The 23,132-nt window shown below is 42.5% G+C and carries 37 protein-coding genes; all 37 read right to left on the bottom strand.

The features are described from left to right. Positions 1 to 40: 40 nt before the first annotated feature. Positions 41 to 403 (bottom strand): 50S ribosomal protein L17, encoded by a 363-nt coding sequence (gene rplQ / locus B9Y89_RS01035; protein WP_085520734.1) that lies wholly within the window; start codon positions 401 to 403, stop codon positions 41 to 43. Between the two features lie 38 nt (positions 404 to 441). Beyond that, the gene (locus tag B9Y89_RS01040) at positions 442 to 1,386 is read right to left on the bottom strand and encodes a DNA-directed RNA polymerase subunit alpha (RefSeq protein WP_085520735.1); all 945 of its coding nucleotides are present in this window, start codon (positions 1,384 to 1,386) and stop codon (positions 442 to 444) included. Between the two features lie 165 nt (positions 1,387 to 1,551). Then, on the bottom strand, positions 1,552 to 1,947 hold the full coding sequence (gene rpsK / locus B9Y89_RS01045; RefSeq protein ID WP_085520737.1) for a 30S ribosomal protein S11: 396 nt from the start codon (positions 1,945 to 1,947) through the stop codon (positions 1,552 to 1,554). Positions 1,948 to 1,972: 25 nt separating this feature from the next. Continuing rightward, positions 1,973 to 2,338, bottom strand: coding sequence for a 30S ribosomal protein S13 (gene rpsM / locus B9Y89_RS01050; protein ID WP_085520739.1), 366 nt, complete (start codon positions 2,336 to 2,338; stop codon positions 1,973 to 1,975). A gap of 15 nt (positions 2,339 to 2,353) precedes the next feature. After that, the gene (gene rpmJ / locus B9Y89_RS01055; RefSeq protein ID WP_085520740.1) at positions 2,354 to 2,467 is read right to left on the bottom strand and encodes a 50S ribosomal protein L36; all 114 of its coding nucleotides are present in this window, start codon (positions 2,465 to 2,467) and stop codon (positions 2,354 to 2,356) included. Positions 2,468 to 2,497: 30 nt separating this feature from the next. Beyond that, entirely contained in the window at positions 2,498 to 2,716 is a 219-nt protein-coding gene (gene infA, locus B9Y89_RS01060; protein WP_085520742.1) for a translation initiation factor IF-1, read from the bottom strand. Beyond that, complete coding sequence (locus B9Y89_RS01065) at positions 2,709 to 3,029, bottom strand: KOW domain-containing RNA-binding protein (RefSeq protein ID WP_085520861.1); 321 nt, start codon at positions 3,027 to 3,029, stop codon at positions 2,709 to 2,711. The genes infA and B9Y89_RS01065 overlap by 8 nt, the downstream gene beginning before the upstream one ends. A gap of 3 nt (positions 3,030 to 3,032) precedes the next feature. Beyond that, positions 3,033 to 3,200, bottom strand: coding sequence for a hypothetical protein (locus B9Y89_RS18880; protein WP_176222055.1), 168 nt, complete (start codon positions 3,198 to 3,200; stop codon positions 3,033 to 3,035). Further along, positions 3,201 to 3,851 (bottom strand): adenylate kinase, encoded by a 651-nt coding sequence (locus B9Y89_RS01070; RefSeq protein WP_085520745.1) that lies wholly within the window; start codon positions 3,849 to 3,851, stop codon positions 3,201 to 3,203. A 23-nt stretch (positions 3,852 to 3,874) separates the two neighbouring features. After that, entirely contained in the window at positions 3,875 to 5,161 is a 1,287-nt protein-coding gene (secY, locus tag B9Y89_RS01075) for a preprotein translocase subunit SecY (protein WP_085520746.1), read from the bottom strand. Continuing rightward, entirely contained in the window at positions 5,161 to 5,601 is a 441-nt protein-coding gene (rplO, locus tag B9Y89_RS01080) for a 50S ribosomal protein L15 (RefSeq protein ID WP_085520748.1), read from the bottom strand. Before rplO ends, secY begins: the two co-directional genes overlap by 1 nt. A gap of 31 nt (positions 5,602 to 5,632) precedes the next feature. After that, positions 5,633 to 5,818, bottom strand: a complete 186-nt coding sequence (gene rpmD / locus B9Y89_RS01085; RefSeq protein WP_085520750.1) for a 50S ribosomal protein L30 — start codon at positions 5,816 to 5,818, stop codon at positions 5,633 to 5,635. A 13-nt stretch (positions 5,819 to 5,831) separates the two neighbouring features. Continuing rightward, the gene (rpsE, locus tag B9Y89_RS01090) at positions 5,832 to 6,335 is read right to left on the bottom strand and encodes a 30S ribosomal protein S5 (RefSeq protein WP_085520752.1); all 504 of its coding nucleotides are present in this window, start codon (positions 6,333 to 6,335) and stop codon (positions 5,832 to 5,834) included. Between the two features lie 21 nt (positions 6,336 to 6,356). After that, the gene (rplR, locus tag B9Y89_RS01095) at positions 6,357 to 6,719 is read right to left on the bottom strand and encodes a 50S ribosomal protein L18 (RefSeq protein ID WP_085520754.1); all 363 of its coding nucleotides are present in this window, start codon (positions 6,717 to 6,719) and stop codon (positions 6,357 to 6,359) included. Positions 6,720 to 6,747: 28 nt separating this feature from the next. Beyond that, entirely contained in the window at positions 6,748 to 7,284 is a 537-nt protein-coding gene (rplF, locus tag B9Y89_RS01100; protein WP_085520756.1) for a 50S ribosomal protein L6, read from the bottom strand. A gap of 27 nt (positions 7,285 to 7,311) precedes the next feature. After that, positions 7,312 to 7,710 carry a 30S ribosomal protein S8 gene (rpsH, locus tag B9Y89_RS01105; RefSeq protein WP_085520758.1) on the bottom strand — a complete coding sequence of 133 codons (399 nt, stop codon included), beginning with the start codon at positions 7,708 to 7,710 and terminating at the stop codon, positions 7,312 to 7,314. A gap of 34 nt (positions 7,711 to 7,744) precedes the next feature. Further along, positions 7,745 to 7,930, bottom strand: a complete 186-nt coding sequence (locus B9Y89_RS01110; RefSeq protein WP_085520759.1) for a type Z 30S ribosomal protein S14 — start codon at positions 7,928 to 7,930, stop codon at positions 7,745 to 7,747. Between the two features lie 21 nt (positions 7,931 to 7,951). After that, the gene (gene rplE, locus B9Y89_RS01115; RefSeq protein WP_085520761.1) at positions 7,952 to 8,491 is read right to left on the bottom strand and encodes a 50S ribosomal protein L5; all 540 of its coding nucleotides are present in this window, start codon (positions 8,489 to 8,491) and stop codon (positions 7,952 to 7,954) included. Between the two features lie 27 nt (positions 8,492 to 8,518). After that, positions 8,519 to 8,842 carry a 50S ribosomal protein L24 gene (gene rplX / locus B9Y89_RS01120; RefSeq protein WP_085520763.1) on the bottom strand — a complete coding sequence of 108 codons (324 nt, stop codon included), beginning with the start codon at positions 8,840 to 8,842 and terminating at the stop codon, positions 8,519 to 8,521. A gap of 36 nt (positions 8,843 to 8,878) precedes the next feature. Then, positions 8,879 to 9,247, bottom strand: a complete 369-nt coding sequence (gene rplN / locus B9Y89_RS01125; RefSeq protein ID WP_085520765.1) for a 50S ribosomal protein L14 — start codon at positions 9,245 to 9,247, stop codon at positions 8,879 to 8,881. Positions 9,248 to 9,283: 36 nt separating this feature from the next. Next, complete coding sequence (gene rpsQ / locus B9Y89_RS01130) at positions 9,284 to 9,550, bottom strand: 30S ribosomal protein S17 (RefSeq protein ID WP_085520767.1); 267 nt, start codon at positions 9,548 to 9,550, stop codon at positions 9,284 to 9,286. A gap of 18 nt (positions 9,551 to 9,568) precedes the next feature. Beyond that, on the bottom strand, positions 9,569 to 9,772 hold the full coding sequence (gene rpmC / locus B9Y89_RS01135; RefSeq protein ID WP_085520769.1) for a 50S ribosomal protein L29: 204 nt from the start codon (positions 9,770 to 9,772) through the stop codon (positions 9,569 to 9,571). Then, positions 9,762 to 10,196, bottom strand: coding sequence for a 50S ribosomal protein L16 (rplP, locus tag B9Y89_RS01140; RefSeq protein ID WP_085520771.1), 435 nt, complete (start codon positions 10,194 to 10,196; stop codon positions 9,762 to 9,764). The genes rpmC and rplP overlap by 11 nt, the downstream gene beginning before the upstream one ends. Before the next feature lie 2 nt (positions 10,197 to 10,198). Continuing rightward, the gene (rpsC, locus tag B9Y89_RS01145; RefSeq protein WP_085520773.1) at positions 10,199 to 10,858 is read right to left on the bottom strand and encodes a 30S ribosomal protein S3; all 660 of its coding nucleotides are present in this window, start codon (positions 10,856 to 10,858) and stop codon (positions 10,199 to 10,201) included. A 3-nt stretch (positions 10,859 to 10,861) separates the two neighbouring features. Continuing rightward, the gene (gene rplV / locus B9Y89_RS01150) at positions 10,862 to 11,203 is read right to left on the bottom strand and encodes a 50S ribosomal protein L22 (protein ID WP_085520775.1); all 342 of its coding nucleotides are present in this window, start codon (positions 11,201 to 11,203) and stop codon (positions 10,862 to 10,864) included. Between the two features lie 17 nt (positions 11,204 to 11,220). Continuing rightward, complete coding sequence (gene rpsS, locus B9Y89_RS01155; protein WP_085520777.1) at positions 11,221 to 11,499, bottom strand: 30S ribosomal protein S19; 279 nt, start codon at positions 11,497 to 11,499, stop codon at positions 11,221 to 11,223. Between the two features lie 40 nt (positions 11,500 to 11,539). Further along, the gene (rplB, locus tag B9Y89_RS01160; RefSeq protein ID WP_085520779.1) at positions 11,540 to 12,382 is read right to left on the bottom strand and encodes a 50S ribosomal protein L2; all 843 of its coding nucleotides are present in this window, start codon (positions 12,380 to 12,382) and stop codon (positions 11,540 to 11,542) included. Positions 12,383 to 12,408: 26 nt separating this feature from the next. Next, entirely contained in the window at positions 12,409 to 12,699 is a 291-nt protein-coding gene (gene rplW / locus B9Y89_RS01165) for a 50S ribosomal protein L23 (RefSeq protein ID WP_085520781.1), read from the bottom strand. Beyond that, positions 12,699 to 13,322, bottom strand: a complete 624-nt coding sequence (gene rplD / locus B9Y89_RS01170) for a 50S ribosomal protein L4 (protein ID WP_085520783.1) — start codon at positions 13,320 to 13,322, stop codon at positions 12,699 to 12,701. Before rplD ends, rplW begins: the two co-directional genes overlap by 1 nt. Before the next feature lie 16 nt (positions 13,323 to 13,338). After that, complete coding sequence (rplC, locus tag B9Y89_RS01175) at positions 13,339 to 13,977, bottom strand: 50S ribosomal protein L3 (protein ID WP_085520785.1); 639 nt, start codon at positions 13,975 to 13,977, stop codon at positions 13,339 to 13,341. Between the two features lie 33 nt (positions 13,978 to 14,010). Then, a complete protein-coding gene (gene rpsJ / locus B9Y89_RS01180; RefSeq protein ID WP_139822666.1) occupies positions 14,011 to 14,322 on the bottom strand; it encodes a 30S ribosomal protein S10 in 312 nt (103 codons plus the stop codon). Between the two features lie 372 nt (positions 14,323 to 14,694). Next, positions 14,695 to 15,885: an elongation factor Tu gene (gene tuf, locus B9Y89_RS01185; protein ID WP_085520788.1), complete on the bottom strand. Its 1,191-nt coding sequence runs from the start codon at positions 15,883 to 15,885 to the stop codon at positions 14,695 to 14,697. A gap of 123 nt (positions 15,886 to 16,008) precedes the next feature. Then, positions 16,009 to 18,093, bottom strand: coding sequence for an elongation factor G (gene fusA, locus B9Y89_RS01190; protein ID WP_085520790.1), 2,085 nt, complete (start codon positions 18,091 to 18,093; stop codon positions 16,009 to 16,011). A gap of 30 nt (positions 18,094 to 18,123) precedes the next feature. Further along, positions 18,124 to 18,594 (bottom strand): 30S ribosomal protein S7, encoded by a 471-nt coding sequence (gene rpsG / locus B9Y89_RS01195; RefSeq protein WP_085520792.1) that lies wholly within the window; start codon positions 18,592 to 18,594, stop codon positions 18,124 to 18,126. A 32-nt stretch (positions 18,595 to 18,626) separates the two neighbouring features. Further along, on the bottom strand, positions 18,627 to 19,040 hold the full coding sequence (rpsL, locus tag B9Y89_RS01200) for a 30S ribosomal protein S12 (protein WP_085520794.1): 414 nt from the start codon (positions 19,038 to 19,040) through the stop codon (positions 18,627 to 18,629). A 96-nt stretch (positions 19,041 to 19,136) separates the two neighbouring features. Further along, complete coding sequence (locus B9Y89_RS01205; RefSeq protein WP_085520796.1) at positions 19,137 to 19,388, bottom strand: 50S ribosomal protein L7ae-like protein; 252 nt, start codon at positions 19,386 to 19,388, stop codon at positions 19,137 to 19,139. An 81-nt stretch (positions 19,389 to 19,469) separates the two neighbouring features. After that, positions 19,470 to 23,093 carry a DNA-directed RNA polymerase subunit beta' gene (gene rpoC / locus B9Y89_RS01210; protein WP_085520797.1) on the bottom strand — a complete coding sequence of 1,208 codons (3,624 nt, stop codon included), beginning with the start codon at positions 23,091 to 23,093 and terminating at the stop codon, positions 19,470 to 19,472. Positions 23,094 to 23,132 lie beyond the last annotated feature (39 nt).

Consider the following 23,132-nt stretch of genomic DNA (forward strand, 5'->3'; position numbering starts at 1 on the left):
AAAAAAAGGGCGCAAAAAAGAAGCCGCCCTTTGATCACAATTATACAAATTCAATAATGGCCATTTCAGCACTATCGCCACGACGCGGTCCAAGTTTAAGCACGCGTGTGTAACCACCTTGACGATTTTCATAGCGGCCGGAAATATCACCAAAAAGTTTTTGAAGGACCTTTTGGCCAGTCTCTTCATCGGCGATTTCATTACGAATCAATGTAGCCGCCTGACGACGTGCATGCAAATCGCCACGTTTCCCTAAAGTAACTAATTTATCGGCAAAAGAACGAAGCGCTTTGGCTTTGTCATGAGTTGTCTCAATACGTTCATTAATAATTAAATCAGTTGCCAAGTCACGAAAAAGTGCCTTACGAGCAGCTGATGTACGGCCTAATTTTACATATGCCATAGTCGATCTCCCTCCTTCGTCGGTCGTCTTGATTGCAACTATTCTTCTGGTCTTAGGCCAAGTCCCAACTCAGCCAATTTCTCTTGAACCTCTTCCAAGGATTTGCGTCCAAGATTACGAACTTTCATCATATCTTCTTCCGATTTCTGAGCTAATTCTTGAACCGTATTGATACCGGCACGTTTCAAGCAATTATAAGAACGGACAGATAGATCAAGTTCTTCAATAGTCATTTCCAAAACTTTTTCTTTCTGGTCTTCCTCTTTTTCGACCATGATTTCAGCCTTTTGTGCCTGATCAGTTAACCCTATAAAAATATTAAGGTGTTCGTTCATGATCTTTGCACCCAAAGATACGGCTTCTTCCGGACGAATACTGCCATCGGTCCAAACATCGAGGGTTAGTTTGTCATAGTTGGTGACTTGGCCGACACGGGTGTTTTCTACTTGATAATTGACTTTAGAAACAGGTGTATATATGGAGTCAATTGGTATTACGCCGATTGCCAAATCTTCCTCATTATTACCTTCCGCAGGTACATAACCGCGACCTTTTTTGGCGGTCATTTTAGCATGAAACCGTGCGTTACCAGATAGTGTTGCAATTTCTAAGTCCGGATTCAAAATATCTACGTCACTGTCGTGAATAATATCCGCTGCTGTGACTTTGCCTTCACGTTGGACATCAATCTCCAAGGTTTTATCATCATCAGAGTAGATTTTCATCGCTAGACTTTTAATATTGAGGACAATGTTCGTCACGTCCTCTACAACACCTTCAACAGATGTGAATTCATGTAACACATTGTCAAATTGCACACTCGTAACAGCCGCACCTGGGAGGGATGACAACAAAATACGGCGAAGTGAGTTACCCAAAGTCGTACCGTACCCGCGTTCCAACGGTTCAACAACAAATTTGCCATATTTGCCGTCGTCCGAGACCTCTATCGTTTCGATCTTTGGCTTTTCGATTTCAATCATCCAACAAAACCCTCCTTCAAAACGTCGAAATCCCGGCTAGACCAGACCCTATCTAACCAAGATTTCCATGGCATACAGTTCCCTTAGCTCGAATTTAAAACGTGTACGTCCAAGCTTCACATAAAAGCCATTATTGACAGATTGATTTCACATTATACATAAAATTTATACACGGCGACGTTTCGGCGGACGGCAACCATTATGGGGTACCGGCGTTACGTCACGAATAGCCGTTACTTCTAGACCAACGGCTTGCAAAGCACGAATGGCAGCTTCACGGCCGGCACCAGGGCCTTTAACAGACACTTCAATGCCTTTCATACCATGTTCCATAGCGGCTTTCGCTGCCGTTTCAGCAGCCGTTTGAGCGGCAAACGGTGTTGACTTACGTGACCCTCTGAAACCTAGCGCTCCGGCACTTGCCCAAGAAATAGCACCGCCATGGGAATCAGTGATGGTCACAATAGTGTTGTTAAAAGTTGAACGAATGTGGGCAATGCCACTTTCAACATTCTTTTTCACGCGACGTTTGCGACTGCGCTTATCTTGACGTTTAACCATAAGGAATAACCTCCTTTATCAATCATTATTTTCTCTTATTAGCAACGGTCCGACGCGGACCTTTTCTTGTACGTGAATTGTTCTTCGTCTTTTGCCCACGAAGCGGCAATCCGCGGCGATGTCTAATGCCTCTGTAAGAACCGATCTCTGTTAGACGCTTGATATTCAAACGAATCTCGCGGCGCAAGTCACCCTCAACCTTATATTGGTCAACGACTTCACGAATGCTGTTCAGTTCGTCTTCAGTTAAGTCACGAACTCTTGTATCTTCAGATACATTCGCTTTTGATAAAATTTCTTGCGCGGTGGTTTTACCGACACCGTAAAGATATGTTAAAGAAATAACAATTCTTTTCTCACGAGGAATATCAATACCTGCAACACGTGCCATTCAATACACCTCCTATTAACCTTGACGTTGTTTGTGTTTTGGATTTTCACAAATGACCATAACTGAGCCTTTACGGCGAATAACTTTACATTTTTCACAAATTGGTTTGACGGATGATCTGACCTTCATTTTGAGTACCTCCTTACAAGAGTCCGAGCATTACTTATGACGATAAGTAATGCGTCCACGCGACAAGTCATAAGGTGAAAGTTCAACCGTGACCTTATCGCCTGGCAAAATACGAATATAGTGCATCCGAATCTTACCTGAAACATGTGCCAATATTGTATGACCATTCTCAAGTTCTACTTTAAACATTGCGTTGGGCAACGGGTCGACCACGGTGCCTTCAACTTCAATGACGTCTTCTTTACCCATCGATTGATTCACCCTTCCTCAGGTCACTGACAATTTCATTCATAAACTTGGATACGGCAAAGCGCAGTTTACCGTTCGTCACCTTTCCGGTTTCATTCAAACTGTTCTGCACTTCAGCTGATATAAAAGGTTGCGGCACAACGTGTGTTAAATTTTTTTTCTTAGCACGGTCGTACTTCCTTCGATAGCCATCAGCAACCTCTATAAATCGACCATCAAGCACTCGTACTACAACACAGTAATTACCAGCATCTCTTCCCTTTATAACACGGACGATTTGCCCGGGTACAGGCTTATCATCTGATTCATTCACCAATCAAGCATCACCTTCACTTAAAGATTGGTTACATTCGGGGCCCGTATCAGCAATGGCTATGGTGTTCTCAAAGTAAGCCGAAAACTGATCATCACGGGGCAAGACAACCCAATCGTCATCCAATACCTCAACAATGTCAATTTCCCGAGGGGTCTTCCGGATGATCACTTATTTGATACCCCCAAGTATGCTTTCAACGGAAGCAAAAACATCGTTAATGTCCTGATTACCGTCAATAGTCTTAAGAATACCCTTTTCCTCATATAAATTCAAAAGCGGTTCTTGTTGTTCAATGTTAACATCCAAACGTGATTTCACAGTCTCTTCTTGATCGTCATCACGTTGATATAACTCACCGTTACATTTGTCACAGACACCTGCTTCTTGCGGTGGATTAAATGTGACATGATAAGTGGCACCACATTGACGGCAAATACGCCGGCCGGTCAAACGTTCCATTAACTGATTCTTATCAACATTAATATGAAGCACAGCATCGAGCCTGCGATCCAAATTCGCCAATAGGCGGTCTAATGATTCCGCTTGTGAAACTGTACGAGGAAATCCATCGAGCAAAAAACCCTTTTGGCAGTCATCTTTTGCCAGACGTTCTCTTACAATTCCAACAGTCACTTCATCCGGAACTAACTGACCAGCATCCATATAGGACCCAGCTTCATTTCCTAATTCAGTTCCTTCTTTAATAGCGGCGCGAAACATATCACCCGTGGAGATATGCGGTAGGCCGTATTCCTGAACAATGCGTTCGGCTTGAGTACCCTTACCGGCACCGGGCAGCCCCATAAGAATGAGGTTCATAAAAACCCCTCCAAACGTTATTTTTAACGTCTCATAAATCCTCGATAATGCCGTTTGACTAGCTGACTTTCAATCCGTTTCATTATATCCAAAGCAACACCGACAACAATAAGCAGACTGGTTCCACCAATGCGGACGCTTTGTGGCAAATGGGCAATATCAACAAAAACCATTGGCATGACAGCAACAATTGCTAGAAAAAGCGACCCTGCTAAAGTTAATCGATACAGAATACGAGTAATGTAAGTCTCCGTTTTTTTCCCCGGACGAATACCCGGTATATAACCGCCTTGCTTTTTAAGATTATCCGCCATTTGTTCAGGATTGACCTGTACAAATGTGTAAAAATAAGTAAAGGCGATAATAAGCGCCGCGTATATAATCATCCCAGTGAAATGAGTATAATCAAATGTCGTCTCAATCCAGTCTGTAAAACCATTATTGGGAAAAAATCTCGCTATCGTTGGCGGTGTAATAATTAAAGAAATGGCAAAGATGACGGGGATAACCCCGGCAGCATTAACTTTAATAGGTAAGTGTGTCGACTCGCCACCATATGACTTATTACCTGATGTCCGTTTGGCGTATTGAATTGGAATTTTACGCAAACCTTGCTGTACAAAAATGGTTCCGATAACGATCAGAAGAGCAACAAGCAAAATAACAAGGATCGTAACGATTTGTAAAAAAATATTATCGGCATCCTCAAAACGCTGAACATATAACTGATTAGCCGAATTCGGTATTCCAGCGACAATCCCTGAAAAGATCAGGACAGAAATACCGTTGCCAACACCATGAGCTGTGATTTGTTCACCCAACCACATGAGAAAAGCCGTGCCTGCGGTTAATATTAATGCAATTAACAAGTAAGTTGTAATACCTGGATTTTCAACCAGACCCGGAAATTTTTGATTAAAGCCAAAGGAAAGACCAATGGCTTGAATAAACCCTAAACCAACCGTTCCATATCGGGTGACTTGGGCAAGTTTCTTTCGCCCCATCTCGCCTTGCTTGGACCATTCAGTAAACTTTGGTACAACATCCATCTGCAAAAGCTGAACAATAATGGATGCAGTAATATAGGGCATGATCCCCATCGCTAATACCGAAAAGTTCTGTAAGGCCCCGCCGCCAAACGTATTTAAAAAGCCAAACACATCGTTATTATTAAACGTAATAACATCACTGTTAACGTTTGGCGCAGGAATAAATGTCCCGACACGGAATATAACAAGCATTAATAAAGTGAATAAAACTTTTCGACGAATGTCAGCGACACGCACAATATTGGAGATGGTACGGAACATTAAATCACCTCAATACTTCCACCAGCAGCTTCAATGGCTTCTTTTGCCGAATTGGAAAACTTATTAGCTTTAACCGTTAATTGACTGTTCAATTGCCCCTTACCAAGGATCTTAACGCCATTGTTCAAGTTGCTTATAACTTTATTGTCAAGAAGAACATCTGGTGTAACTTCAGTTCCATCTGAAAATTTATTCAACGTTTCAAGATTAACAATAGAATAATCTTTCCGATTAGGGTTTTTAAACCCACGCTTAGGCAAACGCTTGATTAGAGGCATTTGACCCCCTTCAAAACCAGGGCGAACATTACCGCCAGAACGCGCCTTTTGACCCATTTCACCGCGACCAGACGTATTACCTAAACCGCTGCTATAACCACGGCCAACACGTTTACGAGTGGAACGGGAACCTTCAGGGCTTTTAAGTTCATGGAGTTTCATATTGACACCTCCTCAGGTCAATCGTTTAATATTAATTAATTTCGTTGACTTTCACTAGATGCGATACTTTATTAATCATGCCACGAATGGCTGAATTTTCTTCTTGAACAACAGTTTGATTGGTCTTCTTCAATCCCAGCGTGTTAACTGTAACACGTTGGTCATGAGGGCGTCCAATTAGACTTCGGGTGAGGGTAATTTCCAATTTTTTGGCCATCAATAGTCCCTCCTTATCCTAACAATTCTTCAACGGATTTGCCACGTAGTTTAGCGACATCTTCAGCCCGTTTGAGATTTCTAAGTCCCTCAAGAGTTGCACGAACCATATTAATCGGGTTGTTCGACCCATGAGATTTAGATAATATATCGCCAATACCGGCAAGTTCTAGTACTGCACGAACAGGACCACCAGCAATGACGCCAGTACCTTCAGTAGCAGGTTTTAGAAGGACATTTCCTGCACCATACCGGCCATGAATTTGGTGCGGTATTGAAGTACCAACGATCGGTACATTAAACATGTTCTTTTTACCGTCCTCAACAGCCTTTTTAATGGCTTCAGGAACTTCTTGGGCCTTCCCTGTGCCAAAGCCAACATTACCTTGTTTGTCACCGACAACAACAATAGCTGCAAAGCGAAAACGACGACCACCCTTAACAACTTTGGCAACACGGTTAATCGCCACAACGCGTTCTTCGATATCAGAGCTTTTCTTTTGATCACGATTAGCCATAAAAGCATTTCCCTCCTTCTCTTAAAATTGTAATCCAGCTTCACGAGCTGCGTCAGCTAACGCCTTAATGCGACCATGATAGAGATAACCGCCACGGTCAAAAATTACTGTTTCATAACCTTTTTCTAAGGCACGGGCTGCAAGACTGCTTCCAACTTGCTTAGCAGCTTCAACGTCGCCGCCCTTATCAAGGCCGAGTTCATTATCCATGGTTGAAGATGCGACAACTGTAGCACCTTCATCATCATTGATTAACTGAGCATAAATGTGTTTATTCGAACGATAAACGTTCAAACGAGGACGCTCCGCTGTTCCGTAAATCCGGTTACGGACATGCTGATGGCGTTTTTTCCGTACATCATTTTTGCTTGCCTTAGTAATCATCTGGGTCACTCCCTTCTGCTAACTTTTATTACTTACCAGATTTACCTTCTTTTTGGCGTACGCGTTCATTACCATAACGAATCCCTTTACCTTTATATGGCTCAGGCGGACGTACAGCACGAATGTTAGCAGCGACAGCACCAACGCGTTCCTTGCTGACACCTTTTACGATGACTTTTGTATTCTTTTCAACGTCTATATCAATGCCTTCTTCAGGCTCAAATTCAACTGGATGAGAATAGCCAACATTTAAAACTAACTTCTCACCTTGTTTTACTGCGCGGTAACCAACACCCTGAAGTTCAAGATGTTTTTCAAACCCTTTAGTGACACCATCAACCATATTATTAATGATACTTGTGGTTGTACCATGCAACATACGGTATTTCTTTGCGTCGCTTGGACGTTCAACTCTGACAATATTCTCTTCTTGAATGATTTGCATGTCAGGATGGAAGGTAAAAGACAATTCACCTTTTGGTCCCTTAACTGTCACGTCCGTACCGTCAATGTTAAGGGTGACGTCATTAGGTACTTCAATATGTCTGTAACCGACACGAGACATCATAACACCTCCATTCTCATTCTGTAATTACCAAACGTATGCTAGAACTTCGCCGCCAATATTGTTTTGACGAGCTTCTTTATCAGTAACAATGCCTCTTGACGTTGAAACAACGGCGATGCCAAGGCCGCCAAGAACGCGCGGTACTTCGTCAGCTTTTGCATAAACTCTTAAACCAGGCTTACTAATACGTTTTAAACCGGTAATGACACGTTGTTCATTAGCACCGTATTTTAGAAAAATGCGAAGAACACCTTGTTTGTTGTCCTCGACATATTCGACGTCTTTAATAAAGCCCTCACGTTTTAGAATCTCAGCAACCTGTTGTTTCAGACGAGAACCGGGAACTTCTAGTCTTTCATGGCGTACATTATTAGCGTTTCTGATACGAGTTAACATATCAGCGATTGGATCAGTCATAACCATGCGAGATAACCTCCTTCCCTTTTAAACAATACAATTACCAGCTAGCTTTTCTAACACCTGGAATTTGACCTTTATAAGCAAGTTCGCGGAAACAAATGCGACATAGTTTAAATTTACGAATAACCGAATGTGGCCGACCACAACGTTCACAACGTGTATATTCACGTACTTTGAATTTTTTCGGCTGTTGCGCTTTTGCAATCATTGATTTACGTGCCATAGTGTCCCTCCTTGCGATGGGTTATTTTCTAAATGGCATACCAATTAGACGGAGCAATTCACGAGCTTCTTCATCAGTATTAGCAGTTGTTACTACAACAACGTCCATACCGCGAATTTTATTAACTTTATCATACTCAATCTCTGGAAAAATCAATTGTTCACGAATACCCAATGTATAGTTCCCACGTCCATCAAATGATTTTTGCGAAATACCGCGAAAATCACGAACACGTGGCAAAGATACGGCAATCAATTTATCCAAGAAATCATACATGCGTGTTTGTCGCATGGTTACTTTTGCACCGATTGGCATGCCTTCACGAATTTTGAAGCCAGCAATTGACTTTTTCGCACGAGTGATGACCGGTTTCTGGCCAGAAAGTGCAGTTAATTCATCGACGGCTTCATCCAATAATTTAGGATTCTGTGCGGCTTCACCAATGCCCATATTAACGATCACTTTTTCAATCTTTGGTGCTTCCATAACAGAAGAGTAGTTAAACTTCTCCATGAGTGCTGGAACAATTTCATTTTCATATTTCTCTTTGAGACGATTCACTCAGGACAACCTCCTTTCGTACAACGCTTATTTATCCAATGATTCGCCGGATTTTTTAGCAATGCGAACTTTTTTATCATCCTCAAACTTATAACCAACGCGTGTCGGTTCATTTGTACTCGGATCTAAAGGCATTACATTGGAAACATGAATCGGAGCTTCCATATCCATAATTCCGCCTTGCGGATTCGCCTGCGTTGGCTTTGCGTGCTTTTTCACAACATTGACACCCTCAACCAAAACGCGATCTTGTTTGGGATACGCTTGTAAAATCTCGCCTTGTTTACCTTTATCTTTGCCGGTAATTACTTGGACTTTATCGCCCGTTTTTACGTGTAACTTATTAGCCATAGCCGTTAGCGCACCTCCTTTACACTTTCAACTGAATTATAAAACTTCCGGAGCGAGCGATACGATTTTCATAAATGCATTTTCACGAAGTTCGCGTGCAACCGGTCCAAAAATACGAGTGCCGCGTGGCCCTTTGTCGTCGCGAATGATAACAGCAGCATTTTCATCAAAGCGAATGTAAGAGCCATCCTCACGACGAGCCCCGCTTTTTGTACGAACAATAACTGCTTTAACAATTTCGCCTTTCTTAACAACGCCGCCGGGTGTTGCATTTTTTACCGTACCAACAACAACATCACCAATATTAGCTGTCTTACGACCGGAACCACCAAGAACTTTAACTGTCAAGAGTTCACGAGCACCAGAGTTATCAGCCACTTTTAAACGACTTTCCTGTTGGATCATCTATGTGACCTCCCTTCATTTTGACATCACGTAGATTTATATAATAACTGCTTCTTCAACAATTTCAACTAAACGAAAATGTTTATCTTTGGAAAGCGGACGTGTTTCCATGATTTTAACAACATCACCGTTTTTAGCTTGATTGTTTTCATCATGTGTTTTGTATTTCTTAGAATACTTAACACGTTTACCGTAAAGCGAATCTTTAGTGTAAGTCTCAACTAACACAGTAATGGTTTTATCCATTTTGTCGGAAATAACACGGCCGACGTAGACTTTACGACTGTTACGTTCCTCAGTCATTCGGAAAGCCTCCTCTCATTAAACGTTTTGGATTTTCAGTTCACGTTCACGCAAAACTGTTTTTGCTCGAGCAATATCCTTACGCACTTGGCCGATGCGGGCAGGGTTCTCCAATTGTCCTGTCGCTAATTGGAAACGCAGATTAAACAATTCCTCTTTTAAGGTCTTAATCTTTTGTTCAACTTCAGCGGTGGTCATATTACGAGCTTCATTAGCTTTCATTTGCTTCACCACCCACTTCTTCTCGTTTTACAAACTTCGTTTGAACTGGCAGCTTGTGGGATGCTAAACGGAGCGCTTCACGCGCAACTTCTTCAGACACACCACCAACTTCAAACATGATTTTACCAGGCTTAACAACAGCAACCCAGCCTTCTGGAGCACCTTTACCGGAACCCATACGAACTTCCAAAGGTTTAGCTGTATAAGGCTTTTGTGGAAATATTTTAATCCATACTTTACCGCCACGTTTCATATAACGAGTCATCGCAATACGTGCTGCTTCAATTTGGCGACTCGTAATCCATTGGGACGACGTTGCTTGCAAACCATATTCACCAAATGAAACTTCGGTACCACCTTTAGCACGGCCCTTCATACGGCCACGGTGATGTCTACGATACTTAGTGCGCTTTGGCATCAACATAATTAATTGCCTCCTTCCTCGTTATTCGATCCTTTCGTCGGAAGGACTTCGCCACGATAGATCCATACTTTTACACCGAGTTTACCGTAAGTTGTATCGGCTTCTGCCGCACCATAATCAATATCAGCGCGAAGTGTATGAAGTGGCACTGTACCTTCACTGTAATCTTCTGCACGAGCAATATCTGCCCCACCAAGACGACCAGAAACCATCGTACGAACACCTTGAGCACCGACTCTCATTGAGCGAGTAATCGACTGTTTCTGAGCACGGCGCCATGAAACACGATTTTCCAATTGACGGGCAATATTTTGAGCAACAAGTTGTGCATCAAGATCAGGTTGTTTTATTTCATAAATATTTACGTGTACTTTTTTGCCAGTTAATGCGTTGAGTGATTGACGTAATGCTTCTACTTCTGAGCCGCCTTTACCAATGACCATACCTGGCTTAGCCGTTTTGATGGTAATATTTAAGCGGTTAGCTGCACGTTCAATCTCAACAGCAGATACAGCTGCTTCCTTCAAACGGTTATCAATATATTCACGAATCTTAATGTCTTCATGCAAGTAGTCAGCATAATTTTTGTCTGCATACCACTTGGATTCCCAATCACGAATAACTCCAATTCGAAGACCTATCGGATTAACTTTTTGACCCAAATCTTATCCCTCCTTCTTCTCGGTTACGAAAATTGTAATGTGACTTGTGCGTTTATTAATACGACCTGCACGTCCCATTGCCCGTGGACGGAATCGTTTTAAAGTAGCACCTTCATCTACATATGCTTTATTAATATAAAGGTCATTTGGCTCCATTTCATAGTTGTGCTCAGCGTTAGCGATAGCTGATTTCAGCACTTTTTCCACGTCTGGAGTTATGGCCTTTGGCGTATTCTTTAAAATCGCAAGAGCTTCGCCGACTTCTTTGTCGCGTATCAAATCGACAACTAAACGAGCTTTACGAGGAGCAATGCGCACTTGCTTTGCGACTGCTTTAGCTTCCATGAACGTTCCTCCTCTCATTAACGTCTTGTTTTCCTATCGTCTTTGGCGTGTCCACGATAGGTTCTAGTCGGAGCAAATTCACCTAGTTTATGCCCGACCATGTCTTCAGTAATAAATACGGGTACATGCTTACGGCCATCATACACCGCAATTGTGTGACCGATAAATTCAGGAAAAACCGTAGAACGTCTCGACCATGTTTTAATAACACGCTTTTCACTGTTCTCATTTTGTGTTTCGATTTTTTTCATCAAATGGTCATCCGCAAAAGGTCCCTTTTTAAGGCTGCGACCCATAGGTCAACCTCCTTCCATATACTTTAGATTCTAGCCAGAGTTATTTTTTCTTCTTCTTGCCACGACGACGTACTATATATTTGTTAGAAGGATTGTTGCGTTTCCGTGTTTTAAGACCCAAAGTTGGTTTGCCCCATGGTGTAACTGGTGATGGCATACCAATCGGCGCACGACCTTCACCGCCCCCGTGTGGGTGATCTGTTGGGTTCATAACAGAGCCACGAACAGTCGGACGTTTGCCTTGCCAACGACTGCGGCCAGCTTTACCCACATTAATTAGTTCATGTTCTAGGTTACCAACTTGACCGATTGTTGCACGACATGTTTCAAGAATCATGCGAACCTCTCCTGAAGTGAGGCGAACAAGAACATATTTACCTTCTTTACCAAGAATCTGGGATTCTGATCCAGCTGAACGAACTAATTGCGCACCTTTGCCAGGACGTAATTCTACATTATGAACCACTGTACCTACCGGAATGTTTTTCAATGGTAGAGCATTACCGACTTTAATGTCAGCATCAGGTCCAGCCATAATCTGGTGACCAACTTCAAGACCCTTTGGTGCAAGAATGTATCGTTTCTCACCATCAGCGTAATTGATTAGCGCAATATTCGAAGAGCGATTCGGATCGTATTCAATCGTAGCAACGCGACCTGGTATACCATCTTTATTGCGTTTGAAATCAATAATACGGTATTTACGTTTGTGACCGCCGCCTTTATGACGAACCGTCATACGACCTGTATTATTCCGCCCAGCCTTTTTCGAAAGTGGCTCAAGCAAAGATTTCTCAGGCTGATCCGTTGTGATTTCACTATAATCGGATGCGGTCATATGACGTCGACCGTTCGATGTAGGTTTAAATTTCTTAATTGCCATTGGTATCTCCCTCCTTCACTTATATATTAGACACCTTCGTAAAATTCAAGTTCTTTACTGTCTGGCGTCAAAGTAACAATGGCTTTCTTGTATTGCGCTGTATATCCGAAATAACGACCAAAGCGCTTTGGTTTCCCGTTATAATTCATCGTATTAACCTTAGACACGCCAACACTAAAAATCTCTTCAACTGCACGCTTAATTTCACTTTTGTTAGCTCGACGATCAACGATAAATGTGTATTTCTTATCAACCATTTGTTCAGTTGAGCGTTCAGTGATAACCGGGCGCTTAATAACATCACGTGAATCTTTCATTATCCAAGCACCTCCTCTAGCTTAGCAGCAGCGTCCTTCGTTACAATCAGTTGATCATGATTCACAACATCTAGGACATTGACTTGATCTGGGGTCGCAATTTGGACATTCGGAAGATTACGTCCAGAACGTTCAACAGCATCATCGTTCTCACCGATAACAACAAGAACCTTCTGATCTGCAGATAGATTATTTAATACATTGACAAACTCTTTTGTCTTTGGCTTATCAAAGGTCAAATTGTCAAGTACAATTGCGCTACCATCTTGTACTTTAGAAGATAACGCGGATTTCAGTGCCAAACGTCGCACTTTCTTAGGTAATTTATAACCGTAAGAACGCGGGGATGGGCCGAATACAGTACCGCCACCAACCCATTGTGGTGCGCGAATTGAACCTTGACGGGCACGTCCGGTCCCTTTTTGGCGCCATGGCTTCTTACCTCCACCACGAACCGCAGAACGGTTTTTAGTTGCGTGTGTTCCCTGACGACGAGAAGCTTGTTGCATAACAATAGCTTCATAAAGCGCATTTTGATTAGGCTCAATACCAAACACAGTATCCGTTAGTTCAACATCGCCGACTTGGGAGCCATTTTGATCCAATACGTTTAATTTTGGCATGGAAGATCCTCCTTTCTTATTTAGCTTCTGTTTCTTTTATCGTCGTTTGAATGACTAATTCACTGCTTTTAGCTCCAGGAACATTACCCTTAATAAGTAAAACATTCCGTTCAGAGTCAACTTTGACGATTTCAAGGTTCTGTACGGTCACTTTTTTACCACCCATACGACCAGGCATGTTTTCACCCTTAAAAACACGCATTGGGTCAATGGCACTTAAAGCACCTGGACCACGGTGAAAGTGTGAACCATGAGTCTTCGGACCACGTTGTTGGCCATGACGTTTAATAGCACCTTGAAAGCCTTTGCCTTTAGTAGTCCCTGTTACATCGACAACGTCACCTTTGTTAAAGACATCAGCTTTAACTTCTTGCCCTAGTTCATAATCGTCAATGTTAATTTCACGGATTTCCCTTACGAAGCGCTTAGGCGCTGTGTTAGCTTTCTCGGCGTGACCTTTTTGTGGCTTATTTGTCCGTGATTCCTTTTTATCGCCGAATCCGAGTTGAACAGCATTATATCCATCAGTTTCAGTTGTTTTTTTCTGAAGAACAACATTGGAATCTGTCTGAACAACAGTTACCGGAATAACTTCACCACTTTCAGAGAAAACTTGTGTCATACCGATTTTTCTTCCCAAGATTCCTTTGGTCATCCGTTACACCTCCTACAAATATGAATCAATTCATTATAGTTTTATTTCAATATCTACACCAGATGGTAAATCTAGCCGCATAAGTGAATCAACGGTCTGCGGCGTTGGCTCCAAAATATCAATCAAGCGTTTATGTGTACGCATTTCAAACTGTTCACGTGAATCTTTATACTTGTGTACCGCTCTAAGTACCGTATAGACAGAGCGATCAGTTGGAAGCGGGATTGGACCCGAAACTTTTGCACCTGAACGTTTAGCAGTTTCAACAATTTTTTCTGCCGATTGATCTAATACACGATGTTCATAAGCCTTTAAACGAATACGGATATTCTGTTTATTTGCCATTTTGTTCCCTCCTTTATCGTCCATTTTCTAAACAGACTAACTCCACGGAAATTTTCCGGTCACCCACCCATGGCAAAGGGGCCGGGTGTGTCCGCAACCTTCCGCATCATCGCTAAAAACCAACATTACCTATTATATAGAAAACCAAAGGCGAATGCAACAGTTTTTTCGCGTTTCTGCGAACACTTTTCTTATTATACATACGGATTTGACTTAATGCAATGTATAATTAGCTGGCTGACGAATTTGTCATAATTTACATAGAGAAAACTAATTATATTGTGTGAGTACAAAAATCATATCTGCATAACAGTAACATACATATTATAAAAAGCACTCTCGATTGAGAGTGCTTTTTATTCATTAAGTCAATTATTTAACAATGGTTGACACAACGCCAGCACCAACAGTACGTCCGCCTTCACGGATAGAGAACTTAGTGCCATCTTCAATAGCAATTGGTGAAATCAATTCAACTTCCATCTCAACGTTGTCTCCAGGCATAACCATTTCAACGCCTTCAGGAAGGGTGATGGTGCCCGTTACGTCTGTTGTACGGAAATAGAATTGTGGACGATAGTTTGCAAAGAATGGTGTGTGACGGCCACCTTCGTCTTTAGAAAGAACGTAAACTTCTGCCTTAAATGATGTATGAGCGTTAACGGAACCTGGTTTGCACAAAACTTGGCCACGCTCAACATCGTCGCGGTTAATACCACGAAGAAGTGCCCCAATGTTGTCGCCAGCTTCAGCATAGTCAAGCAGCTTACGGAACATCTCAACGCCAGTAACAGTTGTTTTTCTAGGCTCTTCAGTTAGACCTAGAAGTTCAGCATCGTCACCAACGGAAACAGTACCACGCTCAACACGACCTGTTGCAACGGTTCCACGACCAGTGATGGAAAAGACGTCCTCAACTGGCATCATGAATGGCTTATCATGGTCACGTTCAGGTGTTGGAATGTTTTCGTCAACATGTTCCATCAATTCAAGAATCGCTTTTTCGTGCTCTTCCTCACCTTCAATAGCTTTAAGAGCGGAACCTTTGGAGACTGCAATGTCATCACCAGGGAACTCATACTCAGAAAGTAGGTCACGAACTTCCATTTCTACAAGTTCAAGAAGTTCTTCATCGTCAACCATGTCGGTTTTGTTCAAGAAAACGACGATAGCAGGAACACCTACTTGGCGAGAAAGAAGAATGTGTTCACGGGTTTGCGGCATTGGTCCGTCAGCAGCAGACACAACTAAGATTGCGCCGTCCATTTGTGCAGCACCTGTGATCATGTTTTTAACATAGTCTGCGTGGCCTGGGCAATCAACGTGAGCATAGTGACGGTTGTCAGTTTCATACTCAACGTGTGCCGTGGAAATGGTAATACCACGTTCTTTTTCTTCAGGAGCACCATCAATGCTGTCGTAAGCTTGTGCTTCCCCTCTGTCATAAGTCTTATGAAGAACTGTCGTGATTGCAGCAGTTAGGGTTGTTTTCCCGTGGTCAACGTGACCAATTGTACCAATATTAACATGGGGTTTCGAACGGTCAAATTTTTCTTTAGCCATTACTATTGTCCTCCTTTTAAATAGAGAAATGTATTTTTGATAGTTATATGTTATCTAAGACAGAAGGGCACTGGGGCCCGACTATCTTAGCTGACAATAAAAGAATCGTTAGATCAGATGCTTTTATTCAGTGTCACCAGTATTCTTGCTGATAATTTCATCAGCGATGGATTTCGGCACTTGCTCATAGTGATCAAAGTGCATGGTATAAGTGCCGCGACCTTGGGTGCTTGAACGCAATGTTGTTGCATAGCCAAACATATTAGCCAATGGTACATAGGCACGAACAGCTTGTGCACCAGCACGGTTTTCAATACCGTCCACACGTCCGCGGCGACCATTAATATCACCCATGATATCGCCCATGAATTCTTCAGGGGCTTCAATATCAACTTTCATAAGTGGCTCAAGCAAAGCTGGTTTACATACCTCTTTCGATTTTTTCAGAGCCATGGAAGCAGCAATTTTAAAGGCCATCTCACTAGAGTCAACATCATGGTACGAACCATCAAATAACGTGGCTTTTACATCTACCATTGGATAGCCTGCAAGCAAGCCGTTTTGCATCGCTTCTTCAACGCCTTGTCCCACTGAGTTAATATAATCACGCGGAACAACACCGCCAACGATTTTATCGACGAATTCAAATCCAGCGCCCTCTTCTTGCGGTTCAAATTCGATCCAAACGTGACCGTATTGACCACGACCACCAGATTGGCGAATAAACTTACCTTCAACTTGGCCGCTTTGGGTCAAGGTTTCACGATAAGCCACTTGAGGTGCACCAATATTAGCTTCTACCTTAAATTCACGTTTCAAACGGTCAACGATCACATCAAGGTGAAGTTCACCCATACCTCTAATGATCGTCTGCCCTGTTTCTTCGTTGGTTTCAGTTTTGAATGTTGGATCCTCTTCAGCTAGTTTAGCGAGAGCAACCGCCATTTTATCCTGATCAGCCTTTGATTTTGGTTCAATTGCAACCGAAATAACTGGCTCAGGGAAGTCCATTGTTTCGAGAATCACTTGCTCTTTCTCATCACACAATGTATCACCGGTAGCTGTTGACTTCAAACCAACGCCTGCAGCAATATCGCCGGAATAACATGTTTTTATTTCTTCACGACTATTGGCGTGCATTTGTAAAATCCGGCCTAAACGTTCCCGTTTATTCTTAGTCGAATTTTGTACATATGTTCCAGCATCAGCTGTACCAGAATACACACGGAAGAAAGTGAGTTTACCAACATAAGGATCAGACATAACCTTAAACGCTAATGCAGCAAACGGTCCATCATCTTCAGCAAACCGTTCTACCTCTTCATCGTTTTTCAAATCTTTACCCTTAATAGCTGGTACATCAACAGGTGATGGCAAGTAATCAATAACGGCATCCAAGACCAGCTGAACACCTTTGTTCTTAAATGCTGAACCGCAAAGAACTGGGTAGAATTCAACATTACAAGTACCTTTACGAATGGCCGCTTTCAATTCACCTTTATCAATGTCTTCACCTTCAAGATATTTCATCATGAGTTCTTCATCGAGTTCAGCAACGGCTTCAACAAGTTTTTCACGATATTCATTAGCTTGATCTTGATACTCATCTGGAATATCACGGGCACTTGTACGTGTGCCTAACTCATCTTCATAATAGTAAGCCTTCATTTCAACTAAGTCGATGATTCCTTCAAAATTGTCCTCTGCGCCAATCGGCAATTGAATCGGATGTGCATTGGCTTGAAGGCGTTCATGCAATGTATTTGTTGAATACAAAAAGTCAGCACCGACTTTATCCATCTTATTAGCGAAAACAATACGAGGAACGCCATAAGTTGTCGCCTGGCGCCAAACAGTCTCTGTTTGTGGTTCAACGCCGGATTGAGCATCAAGAACAGCTACAGAACCATCTAATACACGCAGGGAACGTTCAACTTCTACAGTAAAATCAACGTGCCCTGGAGTATCAATAATGTTAACACGATGATCATTCCACTGTGCAGTTGTTGCTGCAGAGGTAATAGTAATACCGCGCTCTTGTTCCTGAGACATCCAGTCCATTTGCGAAGCGCCTTCATGGGTTTCACCGATTTTGTGAATCCGGCCTGAATAAAACAGAATACGCTCGGTCATCGTTGTTTTACCCGCATCAATGTGGGCCATGATACCGATATTACGCGTTTTCTCCAAGGGAAAATCTCTGCCCATAGGTTTCTCTCCTTTCTAAATAAGAGTCTATTACCAGCGATAGTGAGCGAAAGCTTTGTTAGCTTCTGCCATTTTATGAACATCTTCACGTTTTTTAACAGCCGCACCTGTATTATTGGCAGCGTCAGCTATTTCATTGGCAAGACGTTCAACCATTGTCTTCTCACCCCGAAGACGTGAATAGTTAACAATCCAACGCAAACCCAAAGATGTCCGGCGCTCAGACCGAACCTCTACTGGTACTTGATAGTTTGCACCACCAACACGGCGAGCACGAACCTCAAGGACAGGCATAACATTCTTCAGAGCCTCATCCAAAACTTCCATAGGATCCTGATTAGTGCGCTCTTTAATAAGCTCAAAAGAACGGTATAATATCTTCTGTGCCTTTCCGCGCTTTCCATCCTGCATAATACGATTAATCAAACGACTCACCAATTTAGAATTATAAATTGGATCTGGGAATACCTCTCGTTTTTCAACTGGACCTTTACGTGGCATAGGTTTCCCTCCTTTCAAATATTAAATCAATGCTATTTTTTAGGTTTTTTAGTTCCGTATTTGGAACGGCCTTGTCTACGACCATCAACACCGGAAGTGTCCAAAGCACCACGAACAATGTGATAACGGACACCAGGCAAGTCTTTAACACGACCGCCACGCATAAGAACAACACTGTGTTCTTGTAGGTTATGGCCGATACCTGGAATATAAGCATTCACTTCGATGCCGTTTGTTAAACGAACACGTGCATATTTACGAAGTGAAGAGTTCGGTTTCTTCGGTGTCAAAGTACCAACACGAGTGCAAACACCGCGTTTTTGTGGTGATGGGCTATCAGTTAATGTTTTCTTAAAACTGTTATACCCCTTGTTAAGTGCTGGTGAGTCAGACTTACGTGATCTCGATTGACGTCCTTTGCGAACCAATTGATTAATTGTAGGCATATTCATTTCCTCCCTTCAAAATCATTTATTCAAACCCACAGACCCAGGTGGTTCATATTAACACAAAAAAAGATTTGCTTGGCTGCCCAGGCAAAACTAATATTTTATGGCCACTGTTGCGGCGCCAACATCGATTCCACAAGATTTGCCTAGTCGATTCATAGAATCAACTTTGAAAACCATAACGTTTTTCTGTTCAGCTAAATCGACGACTTTGTTAGTGACACGCACATCGGCATCTGTGGCTACGACGACTTCTTTAATCAAGCCCTCTTTCAAAGCCTTCAACGTCTGCTTTGTTCCTATGATTAAATTATCCTTAGCCAGTGTTACTTTATCATAAGACATCTGAAATATCCTCCGAAGCAACAAGGTCTCAGGAACACTCAGTTATAATAACACTGAGCATTCCTCCTTGTCAATACTCCATTAACTTTCTTGATTGACCAGATCACCAGTATCAATCATATCCATGTCCTCAGCTGATTCATCAGCTTTATCTGTACCGATCTGTCGATACCTTGAAATTCCCGTTCCGGCAGGTATCAGTTTACCTATAATCACATTCTCTTTCAAACCAAGCAATTCATCTCGCTTACCTTTAATAGCGGCATCCGTAAGAACACGGGTGGTCTCTTGGAAAGATGCGGCTGATAAGAAAGACTCAGTTTCAAGTGAAGCTTTGGTAATTCCGAGAAGGACCGGACGTCCTGTCGCCGGTTCACCGCTGTTAAGAAGGACATCCTTATTAACACCCTTGAAAGCATGAATATCAACAAGAGTACCAGGAAGAACATCCGTATCTCCAGCTTCGACTACACGGATCTTACGAATCATTTGACGGACCATCACTTCAACGTGTTTGTCGCCAATTTCAACCCCTTGCATCCGATAAACTTTTTGAACTTCAGCTAACAAATAATCTTGAACCGCTTGTAGGCCTGAAACTTCTAGTAAATCTTTAGGGTCTACAGATCCTTCTGTCAAGACTTGACCTGCTTCAACCTTATCACCTTCGGCCACTTTCATTCGGGCACTAAGCGAAATATCATAAGATTTAGATTCAAGGTCATTTTCAACAACAATCTCACGTTTATCACGAAGTTCGTTAATGCTCTTTATGTGACCCTCAATTTCTGTAATCGGTGCTTGACCTTTTGGATTACGAGCTTCGAACAGCTCCTGAATACGCGGCAGACCTTGAGTAATATCGTCTCCAGCAACACCGCCAGTATGGAATGTCCGCATTGTCAATTGTGTACCTGGCTCACCGATGGATTGAGCAGCGATAATTCCAACAGCTTCACCAACCTCAACTTCTACGCCGGTCGCAAGGTTGCGGCCATAACACTTCTTACAGACACCATGTTGGGTTTCACACATAAAGACAGAGCGAATTGTAACTTCATTGACACCAGCTTCAACAATTGTATTAGCCTGGTCTTCTGTCACAACGTCGTCCTTTTGAGCCAGAATCTCGCCTGTTTCTGGATGTGTAACATCTTGATAAATCGTACGACCAACCAATCGGTCATATAAACCTTCAATTTCTTCTTTACCATCGTCAATAGCACTAACAACAAGGCCACGGTCAGTTCCACAGTCATCTTCACGCACAATAACATCTTGAGCAACATCAACCAACCGACGAGTAAGATAGCCAGAGTCAGCCGTCTTAAGCGCTGTATCGGCAAGACCTTTACGTGCACCGTGTGTTGAAATAAAGTATTCTAATACCGTTAGACCTTCACGGAAACTTGACTGGATCGGCAATTCAATAATGCGACCAGATGGATTAGCCATTAGGCCACGCATGCCAGCAAGTTGGGTAAAGTTTGATGCGTTACCACGAGCACCTGAATCCTGCATCATGAAAATAGGATTGGTTTTATCCAAGGAATGCATTAGTTTATCTTGGATCGTATCTTTAGCCCCACTCCAAATCGATATAACCCGCTCGTAGCGTTCATCTTCTGTAATCAAACCTCGTCTAAACTGCTTAAGAACATTGTTGACATTTTCTTCCGCTTGATCCAGTATTTCTTGTTTTTCAGGTAAGACAACAATATCATCGACACCGATTGTGATACCCGCTTTTGTCGAGTAATAGAAGCCTAGGTCTTTCATCCGGTCTAGCATCCTTGATGTTTCCGTCACTTTAAACCGTTTGAAAACTTCCGCGATGATATCACCAAGAATACCTTTCTTAAACGGTGGTATTTCTTCGCGACTCGCAATGTCATCCTCAATATTTGAACCTTTATCAATAAAGAATTTATCCGGTGTTGCAATCTCTAAATTCTCCTGAGTTGGCTCATTAATGTATGGAAATGACTCTGGCAACATGTTATTAAAGATCAATTTACCTATTGTGGTCACCAAATACTTGTCATTCTGTTCAGCAGTAAATGTCGCATTATTAACCGAACGAGCCGGTACTGCCACTCGTGTATGCAAATGCGCATAGCCATTTTGGTAGGCCATAAATGCTTCGTCAGCATTTTTAAATGTTTTTCCTTCACCAACAGCGCCCTTACGCTCAAGTGTTAGATAATAATTACCTAATACCATGTCCTGTGACGGTGTAACAACCGGTTTCCCGTCTTTTGGATTTAAAATATTTTGCGCTGCCAGCATTAAAATACGCGCTTCAGCTTGGGCTTCTGCAGAAAGCGGAACGTGAACAGCCATTTGGTCACCGTCAAAGTCGGCGTTGTATGCAGTGCATACAAGCGGATGCAAACGAATGGCTCGCCCTTCCACAAGAATAGGTTCAAATGCTTGAATACCCAATCTGTGTAAAGTTGGCGCACGGTTTAACAGAACCGGATGTTCCTTAATGACTTCTTCAAGTACACCCCATACATCGGGATGAACTTTTTCAACCTTCCGTTTTGCGCTCTTAATATTATGAGCAACGCCTTTATTAACTAATTCTTTCATTACAAATGGTTTGAACAGTTCCAATGCCATTTCCTTAGGCAAGCCACATTGATACATTTCAAGACTAGGACCTACAACAATAACAGAACGTCCAGAATAGTCAACACGTTTACCAAGGAGGTTCTGACGGAAACGTCCTTGTTTACCTTTAAGCATGTGTGATAAAGACTTCAATGGACGGTTTCCCGGACCAGTTACCGGGCGACCGCGACGGCCATTATCAATTAAAGCGTCAACTGATTCTTGAAGCATACGCTTCTCGTTTTGAACAATAATGCTAGGTGCACCTAAGTCTAACAATCGTTTCAAACGATTGTTTCTGTTAATAACACGTCGGTATAAATCATTCAAATCAGACGTTGCAAACCGTCCTCCGTCAAGCTGAACCATCGGACGAAGCTCCGGCGGGATAATCGGTAACACTTCAAGGATCATCCATGATGGATCATTATCAGAGTGTCTAAATGACTCAAGCACTTCCAAGCGTTTAATAGCCCGTGTACGGCGCTGTCCTTGAGCAGTCTTTAACTCTTCTTTTAAGACAGCAACATCCTGATCCATGTCAAGGTCTTGTAAGAGTTTTTTGATAGCCTCAGCACCCATATCAGCTTTAAAGGTTTTACCGTATTTATCGCGATAATTACGGTATTCCTTCTCTGACAGTAGTTGTTTTTTCTCTAACGGTGTATCACCAGGCTCAGTTACCGCATATGAAGCAAAATAAATAACCTCTTCTAAAGCCCGTGGCGACATGTCGAGCAAAAGACCCATACGACTTGGAATACCTTTAAAATACCAAATATGAGAAACGGGGGCAGCCAACTCAATATGCCCCATACGTTCTCTTCGAACTTTGGCACGAGTGACCTCAACGCCGCAGCGGTCACAAACAACGCCTTTATAACGGACACGTTTATATTTCCCACAATGACATTCCCAGTCCTTTTGCGGGCCAAATATCCGCTCACAAAACAAACCGTCTTTTTCCGGTTTCAGTGTTCGATAATTGATCGTCTCAGGTTTTTTAACTTCACCACGAGACCACGACCGAATTTTATTCGGTGATGATAGACCGATTTTCATATACTCAAATTTATTAACATCTAACAAGGGGGCAACCTCCCTTATAATTCGGTGTTATGCCTAGTA

It is taken from the genome of Tuberibacillus sp. Marseille-P3662 (assembly GCF_900178005.1).
Taxonomy (GTDB): Bacteria; Bacillota; Bacilli; order Bacillales; family Sporolactobacillaceae; genus Marseille-P3662.

Excerpts from the sequence above, each read along its gene's own strand:
- rplQ (WP_085520734.1), bottom strand. The coding sequence starts at position 403 with ATGGCATATGTAAAATTAGGCCGTACATCAGCTGCTCGTAAGGCACTT.
- B9Y89_RS01040 (WP_085520735.1), bottom strand. The coding sequence starts at position 1,386 with ATGATTGAAATCGAAAAGCCAAAGATCGAAACGATAGAGGTCTCGGAC.
- rpsK (WP_085520737.1), bottom strand. The coding sequence starts at position 1,947 with ATGGTTAAACGTCAAGATAAGCGCAGTCGCAAACGTCGCGTGAAAAAG.
- rpsM (WP_085520739.1), bottom strand. The coding sequence starts at position 2,338 with ATGGCACGTGTTGCAGGTATTGATATTCCTCGTGAGAAAAGAATTGTT.
- rpmJ (WP_085520740.1), bottom strand. The coding sequence starts at position 2,467 with ATGAAGGTCAGATCATCCGTCAAACCAATTTGTGAAAAATGTAAAGTT.
- infA (WP_085520742.1), bottom strand. The coding sequence starts at position 2,716 with ATGGGTAAAGAAGACGTCATTGAAGTTGAAGGCACCGTGGTCGACCCG.
- B9Y89_RS01070 (WP_085520745.1), bottom strand. The coding sequence starts at position 3,851 with ATGAACCTCATTCTTATGGGGCTGCCCGGTGCCGGTAAGGGTACTCAA.
- secY (WP_085520746.1), bottom strand. The coding sequence starts at position 5,161 with ATGTTCCGTACCATCTCCAATATTGTGCGTGTCGCTGACATTCGTCGA.
- rplO (WP_085520748.1), bottom strand. The coding sequence starts at position 5,601 with ATGAAACTCCATGAACTTAAAAGCCCTGAAGGTTCCCGTTCCACTCGT.
- rpmD (WP_085520750.1), bottom strand. The coding sequence starts at position 5,818 with ATGGCCAAAAAATTGGAAATTACCCTCACCCGAAGTCTAATTGGACGC.
- rpsE (WP_085520752.1), bottom strand. The coding sequence starts at position 6,335 with ATGGCTAATCGTGATCAAAAGAAAAGCTCTGATATCGAAGAACGCGTT.
- rplR (WP_085520754.1), bottom strand. The coding sequence starts at position 6,719 with ATGATTACTAAGGCAAGCAAAAATGATGTACGGAAAAAACGCCATCAG.
- rplF (WP_085520756.1), bottom strand. The coding sequence starts at position 7,284 with ATGTCTCGTGTCGGTTACAGACATATTGAAGTACCTAATGACGTCACC.
- rpsH (WP_085520758.1), bottom strand. The coding sequence starts at position 7,710 with ATGGTTATGACTGATCCAATCGCTGATATGTTAACTCGTATCAGAAAC.
- B9Y89_RS01110 (WP_085520759.1), bottom strand. The coding sequence starts at position 7,930 with ATGGCACGTAAATCAATGATTGCAAAAGCGCAACAGCCGAAAAAATTC.
- rplX (WP_085520763.1), bottom strand. The coding sequence starts at position 8,842 with ATGGCTAATAAGTTACACGTAAAAACGGGCGATAAAGTCCAAGTAATT.
- rplN (WP_085520765.1), bottom strand. The coding sequence starts at position 9,247 with ATGATCCAACAGGAAAGTCGTTTAAAAGTGGCTGATAACTCTGGTGCT.
- rpsQ (WP_085520767.1), bottom strand. The coding sequence starts at position 9,550 with ATGACTGAGGAACGTAACAGTCGTAAAGTCTACGTCGGCCGTGTTATT.
- rpmC (WP_085520769.1), bottom strand. The coding sequence starts at position 9,772 with ATGAAAGCTAATGAAGCTCGTAATATGACCACCGCTGAAGTTGAACAA.
- rplP (WP_085520771.1), bottom strand. The coding sequence starts at position 10,196 with ATGTTGATGCCAAAGCGCACTAAGTATCGTAGACATCACCGTGGCCGT.
- rplV (WP_085520775.1), bottom strand. The coding sequence starts at position 11,203 with ATGGAAGCTAAAGCAGTCGCAAAGCAAGTGCGCATTGCTCCTCGTAAA.
- rpsS (WP_085520777.1), bottom strand. The coding sequence starts at position 11,499 with ATGGGTCGCAGCCTTAAAAAGGGACCTTTTGCGGATGACCATTTGATG.
- rplB (WP_085520779.1), bottom strand. The coding sequence starts at position 12,382 with ATGGCAATTAAGAAATTTAAACCTACATCGAACGGTCGACGTCATATG.
- rplW (WP_085520781.1), bottom strand. The coding sequence starts at position 12,699 with ATGAAAGATTCACGTGATGTTATTAAGCGCCCGGTTATCACTGAACGC.
- rplD (WP_085520783.1), bottom strand. The coding sequence starts at position 13,322 with ATGCCAAAATTAAACGTATTGGATCAAAATGGCTCCCAAGTCGGCGAT.
- rplC (WP_085520785.1), bottom strand. The coding sequence starts at position 13,977 with ATGACCAAAGGAATCTTGGGAAGAAAAATCGGTATGACACAAGTTTTC.
- rpsJ (WP_139822666.1), bottom strand. The coding sequence starts at position 14,322 with ATGGCAAATAAACAGAATATCCGTATTCGTTTAAAGGCTTATGAACAT.
- tuf (WP_085520788.1), bottom strand. The coding sequence starts at position 15,885 with ATGGCTAAAGAAAAATTTGACCGTTCGAAACCCCATGTTAATATTGGT.
- fusA (WP_085520790.1), bottom strand. The coding sequence starts at position 18,093 with ATGGGCAGAGATTTTCCCTTGGAGAAAACGCGTAATATCGGTATCATG.
- rpsG (WP_085520792.1), bottom strand. The coding sequence starts at position 18,594 with ATGCCACGTAAAGGTCCAGTTGAAAAACGAGAGGTATTCCCAGATCCA.
- rpsL (WP_085520794.1), bottom strand. The coding sequence starts at position 19,040 with ATGCCTACAATTAATCAATTGGTTCGCAAAGGACGTCAATCGAGATCA.
- B9Y89_RS01205 (WP_085520796.1), bottom strand. The coding sequence starts at position 19,388 with ATGTCTTATGATAAAGTAACACTGGCTAAGGATAATTTAATCATAGGA.